The sequence below is a fragment of the Reticulibacter mediterranei genome (assembly GCF_016587455.1).
The window spans coordinates 6,358,503-6,372,341 of record NZ_BNJK01000001.1 but is presented as its reverse complement, the minus strand read 5'-3'; the positions used below and the strand labels follow the sequence as shown (position 1 = coordinate 6,372,341).

Sequence of the window (13,839 nt, the reverse complement as noted above, 5' to 3'; positions counted from 1 at the left end):
GGGCAGTAGCATATAATTCTTTCATCACATGATGAAGAATGGTAGATAGGTAATCTTTACTATTCTCTCTGGTGCAACATACGATCAGGAGTTCCTCATGAAAACTATTACTGTGAATACAAGAAAGAAAGATCAGGTCGTCGATATTACGGATACCGTCGAGGCACATTTGCAGGAGGCAAAGACGGAGAGCGGTATCTGTTATCTTTTTGTTGCTCACACCACCTGCGCACTCACCACCGCCGATCTTGATCCAGGCACCGATCTCGATCTACTTGATGCCTTACGCCGTCTGCTCCCGAAAATGTCGTATCGTCACCCACACGATCCCTCTCATACCCCAGACCACATCCTTTCATCACTCATCGGTCCTTCTCTCACCATCCCATTTGCACATGGTCAATTCTTACTGGGCACCTGGCAACGCATTATCCTTGTGGAGCTTGATGGACCGCGACAACGTACACTTCATATTTCCTGGGCATAGGTAGACCAAATGGGTATCGTGTTACTATTCCGATTCCCCCTCGTCTGACACCACAGAGAGGTTTACAACAACTTCTCACAACAGGGTATTTCTGTTGTACGACGGTAACGTAATGCGTTTTTAGTAATGCAGCTTCGTAGCGTGAGGTTTGTAGGCAGTTCACTGTAGACAGATCCTCAAAGTGTACTGTAAGTTGTGTTGTAAATTGTACTATACCGTATATTAAGGGAAACTGGATATTTTTCAGTTTCCCTTTTTGACGCTTGCTGGCCAATTGTCTGCCCGATGGGTCTATGTTATAATTGGGAAGAAAATATGGACTGCTCGTGTTCATATATGTAGAGGATACAAAAACTCAAGCGACATCGAATAAGTAGGCGAAAGGGGATACAATACATGCCGAAAAAGGGTGAACTTTCAAAGACGGCTCGTGCTTCGCTGGCAAACCGCGAACAGGTAAATCATCTGACCGCCCGCGTTTGTGAGCAGTGCGGCGAGCGCATCATGCTTGCAGAGCTACAGCCGGTGAAGGTTGTTGGCACTGGGATGAAATATTACCACAAAAACCACTTCCAGACAGCATAAATTTGCAGGCATTATAGCAGGCTCCCTCGTGTGGAGCCTGTTTATTTTTGTCTTCACCAGCTTCCTACATCCAACCTCTTGACAATCTTCCGTGAAGCTGGGACAATCGCCCAAGTCATTGCTTTGCCGATCTCAGGCACTCACATCAGGAGACATTTTCTGTCATGACACAATCAACTGAAACAAATCAAGCGGAATCATATACATCTTCATCCGATCACCCTCGCACCATCACAGTAGCGTTCCAGGGCGAGCGCGGAGCCTTCGGAGACGAGGCGGTCCAGATGCACTTCGGACAAGACCCGGAGGTGAAACCAGAACCACGTCCCTACCGCAATTTCGCCGATGTTTTCCGGGCAGTCGCAGCAGGCGAAGTTGATTATGGGCTGGTCCCCATCGAAAACTCGCAAGCAGGCAGTATTAACGATACCTATGATCTCCTCCGCCAGCACGATCTCTATGTGATCGGCGAGATCGGCCACCCGGTCAATCACTGCTTGCTCTGTCTGCCAGGTCAGCAATTGAGCGATATCAAGCGCGTCATCTCGCACCCACAAGCGCTGGCGCAAAGCGATAATTATTTGCGCGAACTGGGAGTAGAGATTGTCGCCACCTACGATACAGCGGGTAGCGCCAAAATGATTCGTGAGGAGCATCTGGAAGGTGTAGCCGCCGTCGCAGCAGCAGGTGCTGCTGAACTCTATGAACTCGATATCCTGGCACGTGGCATCCAGACGATTAAAGATAATTATACACGCTTTATCGCGCTGGGGCGCGAGCCGGCACAGCGCCGCGCGGGAGCAGCCAAAACGATGTTAGTAATCGCAACAGGCCATCAACCTGGCTCGCTCTATCGCTGCCTGGGTGCGCTCGCCGCCAACAATATCAATATGCTCAAACTGGAGTCGCGCCCATCTCGTCAACGCGCCTGGGAGTATGTCTTCTACCTCGACATTGAGGGACACCGCGAAGATGCTCATGTCCGTATGGCTCTGGCCGATTTAGCCAGCCACGCGGTCTTTTGCAAAGTGCTGGGTTCGTTCATCAGAAGCATCTAATCCTGCCGCATTTTTTGCAGTACAGCCAATCAAGAAACGCCCCGCTGCTCACACGAATGTCTAACTCTTTCGCTGCAATAGCGTAATACATGATGAGAGTACAAAAAAAGAGAAAGATGTTCCTGAGAAGGGAGGTGTTTCTATGTCTTTGTTCAGCACGTCACGCTGCCAACTCTGTGGAACAGCCACATCACAGCGTTGCGCCTATTGCAGCAAGCCTATCTGCTCCCGCTGTCAGATACGAGACAAAGGGAAGCCCTATTGTAGTACCTGGCATCGTGCTCAAGATAGCGGCATCGGACATCTATTGCGCCGCATCCAACGTCCCGAACAGAGTATTCGGCAATAGAGAATGCCTCTTCACGGAGAGCAATGCCAACCCTTAAAACTGTTGGCATTGCTCTCTTATTTGTCTGACCATTGCTTCGCCATAAGCTAGTTCGCGCAAGGAAGAAATAGAGCATGGCATCCATACATGAAGAAGAGATTTGCCAATTTTTACAGCAAAACATCGAATCAACTCACTGGCAACTTGATCATCCTCCACAGGGCTTCAATGTCGGGCAGCGCTTCGTCGCCACCGCTACAAACCGCAAAGTGTTCATTAAACTGGGCATCGATCACCACATCATCCAACATCTTTCTGATCTCCATATTACTCCGCGCTACCCCAGTAAAGCACACCTGGGCGCTTATGATAGAAAAACTGCTCGATAGCCATGAACAGCATCTTTCTCAGATCCAGGGAGAAGGGTTAGTGCCCTCGCATTGCGACCCGAACCCCGGTAATGTGCTTGCCACGCCAACTACCGCTTACCTCATCGACTGGGATCAACTTCACCTTTCCGATCCTGTACGTGATATAGCTCAAGTTCTCTGGTGGCAGTACCCTCTGTCCGAATGGGACGAACTACTCACCATGTTTGCCGTTGATTTGACTAACAGACAACAACGAGAACGATTTTTCCTTTCGGTTTCGATCTGGTCGCTACGAGTCGCCCTATTTTTTATACAACTGTCACACGAGCAATACATAAGCGAATTTCTCCTTGATGCCCAGCGCACCCTCCATCAAGAACTACCAAACAGGCTTCTTTAAGTGAGCGACGCATCACCCCATAGCTGGTAGTGATAGGCTGCTCTGTTATATATTACAAAAATAGAAGCTGTTCTCTCTCCCAGGAAGGATTATTTCCATGACGACATTACCCCGCTTCGAGATTGTTGATCAGGCAGTCGAACAGGTTACGCCCACGATTGAACGTATTGCCGATGAACTGTGGAACCTCGCTGAACTCTCCCTTGTTGAGGTAAAATCGGCACAAATGCTCATCGATATTTTGCGTGCTGAGGGCTTCACCATCACCAGCGTCGGGACCGCAAATGTGCCAACAGCATTTATTGCCGAATGGGGCAGCGGCAAGCCCATCCTGGGCATCCTGTCCGAGTACGATGCGCTTCCCGGCCTCGGCAACGAGGCCGTACCTTATCAGCAGCCTCGCAAGGATCAAAAGACCAGCGGACATGGCTGCGGACATAATCTCTTTGGTGCCGCAACGATCGGGGCCGCTATCGCGCTCAAAAATCTACTGGTAGCACAGAACATCCCTGGAACCATTCGCTTGTATGGATGTGCAGCAGAAGAAACTGAAGGGGCAAAAATTTATATGGCGCGCGAAGGCCTCTTCAACGACCTTGACGCCGCGCTGCACTGGCATCCCGGAGACGAGGCGAGAGTGACACATATCAAATCGCTGGCAACCAATAGTCTGAAGATTGAGTTCTTCGGCAAGACCGCACATGCCGGATCTTCGCCCTGGCTAGGTCGCAGCGCCCTCCACGCCGCCGAACTCTTCGCACATGGAGCCAACCTCATGCGCGAACACCTCGAACCAACAGCCCGCCTCCACTATGTCTTCGAGAAAGGCGGCGAGGCTCCAAATGTGGTCCCAGACTATGCACGCATCCGACTCTATATACGCGATATCGATACCGAGCGCGTTGCAAAATCTGTCGTGTGGCTCAAACAAATAGCCGAAGGAGCCGCCCTCGCCACTCAGACAAAAGTAAAGGCAGTGGCCTATGCCGCGCTGTATGATCTGCTGCCAAATACGCCGCTGGGCGAGCGTATGCAATTTCATCTCGAACGCCTCGGCGTGCCGACGTATACAGAAGAGGAGCAGGCATTCGCCAGAGAGATGCAGCGCAGCTATGGCGTTGAACCAAAAGGTCTGGTAACTCATGTAAACTCGCTTCCGCCTGATACCTTTCATATTGGAGCCTCGACAGACGTTGGCGATGTCAGCTGGAATACTCCCACGATGGGCAGCAATATACCAACCATGCCGCTTGGAGTCACCGTCCATACCTGGGCTGCCACCGCCAGTCACGGTATGAGTATCGGCAGAAAAGGAGCTATTCAGGCAGCAAGATTACTGGTTGCCACCGGCATAGACATCCTGACCGATGCTGATCTCCGCCAGGCGGCACGCGCTGACTTTGAACGCCGCACACACGAACGATCCTATACGCCACAACTGGCTCCCGAAATGAAACATCCACTCGAATTGCCGGAATGGATGCTCACCGGGCAGGTGCTTCGCTAATGCACGCTCACGGAATAAATCGCAAGCGTGCTGTGTATTCATACATATAGATATATTTAGCATCTGAAAAGCTGCAATCTATTTATGTCTGGAAAGGATTTTCTACATGCTTGATGTAACGACGGAGTGGGGACAGCATGCCGAACAGCGTTTACGTTCCGATGTGATTGGCTGGCTCACAACCGTAGGACCAGAGGGACGCCCATATACTGTACCAGTCTGGTTCCTGTGGAAGGATGGGACCGTCCTGATTTTCAGCCAGCCCAATAAACAGAAGATCCGCAACCTGCCAAACAATCCACGCGTCACCCTGGCGCTCGACGGCACCAATGGTGGCGGAGATGTCGTCATCATTGAAGGTACGGCAGAACTGGTCAATGATCCAGAGATCAGTGTAGAGATGCCTGCATATGTCGAAAAGTACGGAACACATATCCAGGATGAGGGATGGGCGACGCCTGCTGCGATGGCCGCCGATTTTTCACAGGCCATTCGGATAACACCAAAGAAAATCAGAAAGTGGTGATCATAGAGAGAAGCCTGTGAGAAAAGAGGCGTAGCAATTTTGCTATGTCTCTTTCTTTTGCCCTTTTATGGCCCGGTCCCGACACTCACAGCCGGCGACCAGTCGGAGCAAAACAGAATCCAGGCGTCTTTGCAGGATTGGACCTTAAAGGTATAGCGTGTAGAAGGTTGGACCTGGGTAATTGTCTCCTCTGTCTGGAAGCCTTTTTTCTTGATCTCCTGCCAGGCACCATTTGCATAAGCGGGGCTACGCCAGACCAGTTTATGGACATTGTATCCGGTAGCACGCGTCCAGACAGCGCGAATCTTATGTTGACACGAGGCAAAGACGACGCCTAACGCAATCTTGCCCACGCCAGTTCTATATTGAGGAGGATTGCCAGACACACGCTGAGAAGACTGAGCACTGCCAGAGCGAGTAATGCAAGTATTGACCTGAGCGGTGGGCGATGCCTGCTGCATCGTCTTCTTGCTTCTGGCTGACGCACCTCCATCGTCGCCAAAAATTACCCAACCAACAACGCTCGATACCAGCACATGAAGCAGAAACAGAGGCACCAGTAGCAATAGCAGTAATCGACGACGGCACATATTCTTTATACTCCCTGTATCATTTATGCTTTCTTCGTTATTTTTCAACATATATTCCCAACCATTCCACACTTGAACTATACAGGGGAAGCGTCCAAAAAGCGTTACGCCAGGATGACCTGTTCGACAAAGCTTGCAAAAATGGCTTCTCCTCTCTCTAACGAGAGAGGGGAAGCCATCGTATATAGTAACTCGCCTGCTATCCCTGACTACGTTGCATGCGGCAGCACAATCTCTTCATCCTCTACAAACGAGAGCGGACGAGCCACACTCTCCAACGACTTACGCTCGGCATCGACCGCGAAGAAGACGGCGATCAGACCTGCTGCTGCCATCAGACCTGCGCCCAGCAGATCACCATAGAAAACGCTACGTACGCCACCCTGAATCAGAAGTCCAAACAGTATCGGTGCAGTAGCTCCGGCAGCGGTACTAACCGAAAAGAAGAGGGCAATTGCCAGCGCGCGCGTTTCCAACGGGAAGATCTCGCTAACGGTCAGGTAAGCAGAACTGGCCCCCGCCGAAGCAAAGAAGAAGATGATTGACCAGCAAATTGTTTGCGTCACCGCATCAAGCATCCCTTGCACAAACATCCAACCGGTAATCGCCAGCAGAACACCTGAGATGATATAGGTAAAGCTGATCATCTTGCGCCGGCCAAGTGTATCGAACAAACGCCCGATGGTGAGCGGCCCAAGTACATTGCCGATAGCAAACGGAATGAGGTATAATCCGACGTTACTTGCCGGAATATGGTAGAACGTCGTGAGAACCAGACCATAGGTGAAGAAAATGGCGTTATAGAGGAATGCCTGACCAACCATTAGCGAGAAGCCAAGCAGCGAGCGCGTAGGATACAAGCTGATCATTGTGCGCGCAATCTGCAAAAAGCTTACCGTCCCTTGTGGACGAATCAGCATACTTCCCTCTGGCTCAGGCAACGACTTGATTTTATCCTCTCTCATCACCTCTCGCTCAATCATACTCACCACCTCATCAGCCTCATCGAAGCGACCATGCATCATCAACCAGCGCGGACTCTCTGGGACGTAGCGACGTACAAGCAGGATCGCCAGTCCAAGAATCGCGCCCAGACCAAACGCGAGCCGCCAACCGAGATCCACAGGCAACAGACGAGGATTGGTCAGAAACACGGTCACAATTGCGCCAAAGGCCGTGCCAACCCACCACGTCCCGTTAATAGCAAGATCTGTCCAGCCGCGCACACGTGCTGGAATAAGTTCGTCGATTGCTGAATTAATAGCTGAATATTCGCCACCGATCCCAGCTCCAGTCAGAAAACGACAGGCAGCAAACCAGTAGAAATTGGGGGAGAATGCAGTTAAGATGGTCGCGCCAAGATAGACAGCCAGGGTAATCATAAAAAGCTTTTTGCGGCCAAGTATATCTGTGAGGCGACCGAAGAACAGCGACCCGATCACAGCACCTACGAGATAAACGCTACCAGCTGCCCCAACCTCCACATCGGTAAAATGCAACGTCTGCGGCTCCTTGAGAACACCGGCAATCGCGCCAACAATAGTCACCTCAAGTCCATCAAGAACCCAGGTAATACCAAGCGAAATGACGACGAGCCAATGCCATCCACTCCAGGGAAGGCGATCCATTCTGGCCGGGATATTTGTCCTGACAGCCTTTGCGGATATCATGTTGTCCATAGCTACGATGCTCCTTACAGCTTGTCATGCTGCACAACTATCACCATTATTACTATTCAGGTACTACAATTCTTCAGCTCTACTATAGCATGAGGTCAACAAAGCGATAAAACTTTACAGGTGAGTGAAATATATCTCTGACACGTATCAAAGCATAAAAATGAGACAGGGAAGAAGCACCAGCGTTCCATTACGCAGCAGCAGTTCCCCAGACACGCAAGATACGACAAAATGAGTGTTGCAGCAGAAACAGCTAGTCTTGCAAACAGCGGGAAAGAGAGGAAAGAAAATCGTCAAGTTCAAAAGGCTTGTAAAAGAGAGGAATATTCCGCCGCATAAATTCAGGCTCCAGTTCGTTCACCAGACTGGCAGTAATAACCATAGCGGGGATCTGCTCTAATCCATCGGTGCTATGTAAACGATCGTAGAGATCAAGGGCGGTCATGGAGGAGAGATGATAATCAAGCAGGAAGAGGGCAGGCTGCAATGCCTTCACTTCTTCCAGGCGTTCCAGTACGTCTGCCGCACTTTGAAACGCCCACACATGATAGGGGGTTTCGGTATGGATCAGAAGTTCGAGCATTTCTGCATTGCTTGAATCATCTTCCACAAGCAAAATAGTCTTCACACCGTGCATGGTCCCCTGCATACAAACATCCCCTCGCATAAATACTCACGACTTTATTTCGTTATTTACCGAAATACTTTCTATTGGTGACATTCAAAAATGGAAAACTTATTCTTCAAACTGCTCTTATTATAACATATAGGAGCGATCAAATCACCTTCTCTGGCCATATTTTCGCTCTTCCGTGTTCATTCTCTGGCTGAGAAATAGGGGGTATTTACCATGCCAGAACTTCTAGAGAATTCCAGGAACGACCCGAGGATATATGGCAGTGCCACACATGGAAAGGGAATGGAGTCAAGCCAGGCAGAGATTTTAGGAGATAAATGCAAAAGAAGATAATAAAACAGGAGAGGTGCGAAGGGCAATATTAGTAATTGCCCTTCGCGACGAGCTTAGCGTTTGATCTTTAACGTGCTGATGAAATTGGCGGCGAGTAGTTCGTATGCCTCAGCATAGTACTCCTCGACTCGGCCGGAGTCACACAGCGCGGCGAGCGAGGGATCAATCGGCAGTTGTCCAAGCAGCGGAGCGCCAGTCATAGAGACCAGCTCCGTGCCATTGCTGGCACCAAAGATCTCGTACCGTTCACCATTAGGAGTCTCGAAGTAGGCCATATTTTCAACGACGCCCACGATCACACCCTTGAGTTGCTGAACCATATGGATGCACTTCATCACAATCATCGTTGCCAGCATTTGCGGCGACGAGACGACGACGACACCATCAACCGGAAGCGCCTGCATAACGGTCATAGGCGCGTCGGAAGTGCCGGGAGGCAAATCGACCAGCAAGTAATCGAGATCGCCCCAATCGACATCACTGTAGAATTGCTTAATGGCGCTGGAGACCATCGGACCGCGCCAGACGACCGGATCGCTCTCTTTTTCGAGGAACATGTTCATCGACATGACTTTGATCCCGCCCTTGCTGCGCAGCGGCTCGATGCCACCACTGGCCGACTTGGTGGGGCTGCCAGTTGTGCCAAACATACGAGCGATGCTTGGTCCCGTAATATCGCCATCGAGAATGCCCACACGCTGTCCCTGTCGTCGCAAAGACACCGCCAGCAGCCCTGTTACCAGCGATTTTCCCACGCCACCTTTTCCGCTCATAATCGCGATCACCTGCTTGATCTTGCGATTAGGATCTGCGGAAAGAATGTTCAAAGGAATACCTTTACCAACCGGAGCCTTCTTTGGCGCGACCGAAGGAATCTCTCCATGGATGACCGCATTGAGGTCTGACAACAACTGATCTCGCTTCTCAGGAGTGAAACGATGAGTGCGCGCACCTCCCGCGATGCTCTCGCGGGAACCAACGGAGCAGGCCGTACAGGGCAAGCCATGTCCGTGAAAGACCTTCACCGTGTTGGGATATTTCGTCACCACATCATGAATAATCATGTCGGCAGTAATTGTATCCGCCATACCTTATCCTCATGAGCAGCCGTCTCTCTTTTTGCGACTGCTGCCTCCTTTTCATAAAATCCACAAAATTAAAGATAAATGTCTTAATTCCGACCTGTGTACTCAGATATTATAGCACACAGCGGGGAGAACCACCATAGAGCCTGCTCACCTGTCCTTTTTCTCGTCTATGACCTGATCCGTACATTCAGGGCTTTCCAATTCTCCCATCTAGCAGGAGTGCAGAGGGCGGCAGCCCTTTGCCAGGGTGCGGGGTGTCCCCGCAAAAACCTTTTTTCTTCTCTTTTGCGCGCCGCCGCAGGCGGCGCGCGAAGGAGGGAAGGAAACTGGGGACACCCCAGACCCCGGCAGGGAGACCCCTGCCCCCCTTTGAGCGGAGAACTGAAAAGCCCTGCGTACATTCCCACCAATTGCATGTAGAGAAGTGTTATGCTATGATGGCGACACCTAAGTAAATATGTTCACGCAAATGATAAAGGAAAAAGACGATGGAGGCAGATAACGAGTCCACATACCTGAAACAGGTTCACCTTTTTGCCGGGCTGAGCGATGACGACATCCAGGAGTTGGCAAGCGTTGTCAAGCGCCGCGCATTCCGTTCAGGGGAAGTGATCTTTCATCGTGACGACCCTGGACAGGTATTGTACGTCATCAAAGAAGGTAAAGTCAAAATTTGCCTCATCAGTCCCGACGGTCAGGAAATCTCGCTTGTGGTCTTAGGCAAAGGCGAATGTTTTGGTGAACTATCTCTTCTGGACGGCCTGGGGCGCTCCGCCGACGTGATCGCGCTGGAGAGAGTTGAGTGCTACACGCTGCAACGAAGCGACTTTCATAGCTCCATTATGCGCAACCCCAAAATTGCCATTCAGGTATTAGAGGTGCTTTCCAAACGCTTGCGCAACACCGATCAGCAGGTTGAAGATCTTATCTTCCTGGATGTATACGGTCGAGTAGCGAAGAAGCTGTTAGAGTTGGCAGGGACACATGGTGTGCAACAGCCTGGCGGCGGCACATTGATCGATATGCGCCTCACCCAATCCGAACTGGCCTCAATGGTGGGTGCATCGCGCGAAAGCGTTAATAAAGTGTTGGGATATTTCACCGATAAGGGCTTTATCAGTACAGATAAGCATCGCGTCACCGTCCATAAGCTGAACGATCTGAAACGGCGCATTTATTAGTTCTGGCACGCCAACCTGGACTTTTGGGTTCCCTGTTACCCCCTATCGGGACGGTACGTTCCCAAATTAAATCAGAAGTATGCCAGAAGTACATCGGGTATATCATAGTGTATTGCTTTGTAAGGAATGAGGTCTTCTTGGAGAAAGTGGTTACATCGCAAAATAACCAGCAAGCAGCACAAGAGAACAATCCCAATCCTCCTGCTACACCTGATCTGACCAGACAAGGAATCTGGGACAGATTTCTGGCCCTGTTTTCCGAATTACGCCCCAGGCAATGGCCCAAAAACTTTGCCGTCTTTGTAGGCCTCATCTTTTCGCAACAATTGTTTAATGTTGCTGCTTTTGAACGCACAGCACTGGCATTCGTGGCTTTCTGCCTCGCTTCCAGCAGTATCTATCTGCTTAACGATATACTGGACCTGGAAAAAGACAAGCAACATCCAGTCAAGCGGTTGCGCCCGTTGGCTTCGGGACGACTACCCATCTCCTGGGCTATCGTCGCAATGGGGATACTGATCCTGGCCTGCACTGCGTTGACGCTCATGCTTTTCCAGTTACCGCTTGTCAAGCAGGGAACGGAACCGGATATTTACGCCTCGCTCGGCGGCGGCAATGTCCTCTTTGCCCTCTCGATTATTGCCTATCTCTTACTCATGGTCCTGTATAGCATCAACTTAAAGCATGTGGTGCTGATCGATGTCTTCATCATAGCCAGCGGTTTCGTCCTGCGCACCCTGGGTGGTACGGTTGCCATCCCAGTTCGCGTCTCACCCTGGCTTTTGATGGTCGCCTGTTTGCTCTCCCTCTTTCTGGCATTGGGGAAACGGCGCAACGAACTGGTTCTACTTCAGGGTGAGGCCAGCCATCACCGCCGTATTCTGCAAGAGTATAGTATTCCTATGCTCGATCAGATGATCACGGTTGTCGTTGCCGCAACTGTAATGGCCTATAGCCTCTATACTATCCAGGGATCAACCGGCAATCATCGTTTGCTGATCACCGTCCCCTGCGTCCTTTATGGCATATTTCGGTATATGTACCTTGTATATATGAAAAAGGAGGGCGGAAGTCCAGAAGAAGTCCTACTGCGTGACCGACATATCCTCGCAACCGTTTTGATTTGTGTTATAGCGGTCATCGCTGTTCTCTATCTATTACCTGATTAATGGAGCCTGTAGTTGTTGCTAACGCGTAAAATTCGTTCCGGCATAGCTTTTTCGCTAGTACTGGCCTTTGTAGTCATGACAGGCATCGCCTTCTATGCAGACGCCCCGCGTATGCTCGCTGCACTGGCTCATTTCCGCTGGGAATATCTGCCGCTCATCCTGGGTTTCACCGCCTTCAATTACGGCGGACGCTTCGTGAAGTGGCAGTATTATTTAAAACGGCTACAGATTCATCTCCCCATCGGCAGAAGTCTGCTGATCTTTTTATCAGGACTCTCGATGGCTATTACGCCTGGCAAGGTGGGAGAACTACTCAAGTCTTATTTTCTTAAACGTACGACGGGGGTGCCCATCAGCCAAACCTCGCCAATCATTGTTGCAGAGCGACTCACTGACGGGATCGCAATGCTCGGTCTGGCATCGATGGGGCTGTTACTCTACCGCTTTGGTTGGGAACCGTTACTCGTCCTGCTAGTTCTTGGTGTAACAGGTATCATCCTGATTCAAAACCGGACGCTTTCCCTCGCTCTCTTAGAACGAGGTGAACGTATTCGAGGAATCGCACGAGCAGCACACTGGCTGCGTGCATTTTACGAGAGTTCTTACATACTTCTGCAATGGCAACCATTGTTACTGGCGATCACTATCGGCCTGATCTCCTGGTCGGGAGAATGCGTGGCCCTCTACTTCGTATATCACGGCCTCGGAGTGGCAGGTGGCCTCGATCTCTTTATCAAGACGATGTTTATTCTGGCCGTCTCATCGTTGATCGGCTCGGCCTCTGGCCTACCTGGAGGTTTGGGGACCGCCGATGGGAGTATGTTAGGATTAACTCGGCTCTTAGTATCAACGTCAGCTACTCTAGGAGGCGCGGCAACACTGTTGATCCGACTCTGCACCCTCTGGTTTGGTCTCCTCGTCGGAGTCGGTGCAGTCCTTCTCTTCCGCGCTTTTCCGGGCATTGACGCCACACCAATTGAGGGGGATGATCGAGAGGCGGCAAAGCAACATGCTCACATATCGCCCCTGGACGAACGCACGGCGGCCCTCACACCGTCGTCGGCACACACTGGAGAAACAACTGTATGAAAACGTTAATCATCATTCCTACTTATAATGAAAAAGAGAATCTCCCTTCTCTCGTAGAGGCGATTTTCTCGAATGCTCCCAAAACAGATATTCTCATCGTTGATGACAACTCACCCGATGGGACCGGTCAACTCGCCGACGATCTCCACGAGCAGGATTCGCGTATCCAGGTCTTGCACCGCGCCGGTAAACTTGGCCTCGGCACGGCGTATATTGCGGGGTTTAAATACGCAATCGAGCACAAATATGATGCCGCATTTGAAATGGATGCGGACTTCTCGCACGATCCACGCTATTTGCCCGATTTTCTCAGCAAGATCGAGGATGCCGATCTGGTAATTGGCTCCCGCTATATTCAAGGTGGCAGCACGGCTAACTGGTCCCTCTTCCGCCGTTTTATCAGTGGTGGCGGCAATATTTTTGTTCGCTTTATGTTGGGCATGCCCATACAGGACTGCACCGCAGGCTACCGCTGCTATCGACGCGAAGTACTGGAAAATATCGGCCTGGAAACCGTTCAGACACAGGGCTATGGCTTCCAGGTGGAGATGGCCTATCGGGTGCTGCAACGTGGATATAGAATAGTGGAGACGCCTATCATCTTTGAGGACAGGCGCGAGGGCAAATCAAAAATGTCCAAGAAAATCTTCTTCGAGGCATTTACCTATGTCCTTCAGACGCGCTTTGGCTCATCTCACAACACACAGAAGGTGTCCAACCATCAAGAGGCTCCTGCCCCTGCAAGTGATTCAGTGGAGAAAGTCTCGTCAGTCGCACAGAAATAAGGCTGCATGGAGATATGGCGGAGGGT

Annotated in this window: 16 protein-coding genes; 12 read left to right on the top strand and 4 right to left on the bottom strand. The window is 50.8% G+C overall.

Features of this window, described 5'->3' with window-relative positions:
• Positions 1-97: 97 nt before the first annotated feature.
• From K3T83_RS27635 to K3T83_RS27600, 8 genes are all read left to right on the top strand, one after another.
• The gene (locus tag K3T83_RS27635) at positions 98-487 is read left to right on the top strand and encodes a secondary thiamine-phosphate synthase enzyme YjbQ (protein WP_220206142.1); all 390 of its coding nucleotides are present in this window, start codon (positions 98-100) and stop codon (positions 485-487) included.
• Between the two features lie 396 nt (positions 488-883).
• Entirely contained in the window at positions 884-1,072 is a 189-nt protein-coding gene (locus tag K3T83_RS27630; RefSeq protein ID WP_220206141.1) for a hypothetical protein, read from the top strand.
• A 164-nt stretch (positions 1,073-1,236) separates the two neighbouring features.
• On the top strand, positions 1,237-2,130 hold the full coding sequence (gene pheA, locus K3T83_RS27625; protein WP_220206140.1) for a prephenate dehydratase: 894 nt from the start codon (positions 1,237-1,239) through the stop codon (positions 2,128-2,130).
• 142 nt (positions 2,131-2,272) lie between these two features.
• A complete protein-coding gene (locus K3T83_RS27620) occupies positions 2,273-2,479 on the top strand; it encodes a hypothetical protein (protein WP_220206139.1) in 207 nt (68 codons plus the stop codon).
• A gap of 113 nt (positions 2,480-2,592) precedes the next feature.
• On the top strand, positions 2,593-2,847 hold the full coding sequence (locus K3T83_RS27615) for a hypothetical protein (protein ID WP_220206138.1): 255 nt from the start codon (positions 2,593-2,595) through the stop codon (positions 2,845-2,847).
• Positions 2,825-3,229: a phosphotransferase family protein gene (locus tag K3T83_RS27610; protein WP_220206137.1), complete on the top strand. Its 405-nt coding sequence runs from the start codon at positions 2,825-2,827 to the stop codon at positions 3,227-3,229. Before K3T83_RS27615 ends, K3T83_RS27610 begins: the two co-directional genes overlap by 23 nt.
• A 97-nt stretch (positions 3,230-3,326) precedes the next feature.
• The gene (locus K3T83_RS27605; RefSeq protein ID WP_220206136.1) at positions 3,327-4,736 is read left to right on the top strand and encodes an amidohydrolase; all 1,410 of its coding nucleotides are present in this window, start codon (positions 3,327-3,329) and stop codon (positions 4,734-4,736) included.
• Between the two features lie 106 nt (positions 4,737-4,842).
• Positions 4,843-5,262 (top strand): TIGR03667 family PPOX class F420-dependent oxidoreductase, encoded by a 420-nt coding sequence (locus tag K3T83_RS27600; RefSeq protein WP_220206135.1) that lies wholly within the window; start codon positions 4,843-4,845, stop codon positions 5,260-5,262.
• Positions 5,263-5,327: 65 nt separating this feature from the next.
• Here the strand turns inward: K3T83_RS27600 and K3T83_RS27595 are convergent, their stop codons facing one another.
• The 4 genes from K3T83_RS27595 to K3T83_RS27580 form a co-directional block, all read right to left on the bottom strand.
• On the bottom strand, positions 5,328-5,852 hold the full coding sequence (locus tag K3T83_RS27595; RefSeq protein ID WP_220206134.1) for a hypothetical protein: 525 nt from the start codon (positions 5,850-5,852) through the stop codon (positions 5,328-5,330).
• A gap of 209 nt (positions 5,853-6,061) precedes the next feature.
• Positions 6,062-7,531 (bottom strand): MFS transporter, encoded by a 1,470-nt coding sequence (locus K3T83_RS27590; protein WP_220206133.1) that lies wholly within the window; start codon positions 7,529-7,531, stop codon positions 6,062-6,064.
• A gap of 253 nt (positions 7,532-7,784) precedes the next feature.
• Positions 7,785-8,180 carry a response regulator gene (locus tag K3T83_RS27585; protein WP_220206132.1) on the bottom strand — a complete coding sequence of 132 codons (396 nt, stop codon included), beginning with the start codon at positions 8,178-8,180 and terminating at the stop codon, positions 7,785-7,787.
• Between the two features lie 374 nt (positions 8,181-8,554).
• Positions 8,555-9,589: a P-loop NTPase gene (locus tag K3T83_RS27580; RefSeq protein ID WP_220206131.1), complete on the bottom strand. Its 1,035-nt coding sequence runs from the start codon at positions 9,587-9,589 to the stop codon at positions 8,555-8,557.
• A 488-nt stretch (positions 9,590-10,077) separates the two neighbouring features.
• Here K3T83_RS27580 and K3T83_RS27575 point away from each other — a divergent pair, with 488 nt between their 5' ends.
• The 4 genes from K3T83_RS27575 (at position 10,078) to K3T83_RS27560 (ending at position 13,813) form a co-directional block, all read left to right on the top strand.
• The gene (locus K3T83_RS27575) at positions 10,078-10,770 is read left to right on the top strand and encodes a Crp/Fnr family transcriptional regulator (protein ID WP_220206130.1); all 693 of its coding nucleotides are present in this window, start codon (positions 10,078-10,080) and stop codon (positions 10,768-10,770) included.
• 146 nt (positions 10,771-10,916) lie between these two features.
• A complete protein-coding gene (locus tag K3T83_RS27570) occupies positions 10,917-11,939 on the top strand; it encodes a decaprenyl-phosphate phosphoribosyltransferase (RefSeq protein WP_236065137.1) in 1,023 nt (340 codons plus the stop codon).
• A gap of 15 nt (positions 11,940-11,954) precedes the next feature.
• Positions 11,955-13,028 (top strand): lysylphosphatidylglycerol synthase transmembrane domain-containing protein, encoded by a 1,074-nt coding sequence (locus K3T83_RS27565; protein ID WP_220206128.1) that lies wholly within the window; start codon positions 11,955-11,957, stop codon positions 13,026-13,028.
• Complete coding sequence (locus K3T83_RS27560; protein ID WP_220206127.1) at positions 13,025-13,813, top strand: polyprenol monophosphomannose synthase; 789 nt, start codon at positions 13,025-13,027, stop codon at positions 13,811-13,813. Before K3T83_RS27565 ends, K3T83_RS27560 begins: the two co-directional genes overlap by 4 nt.
• Positions 13,814-13,839: the final 26 nt, after the last annotated feature.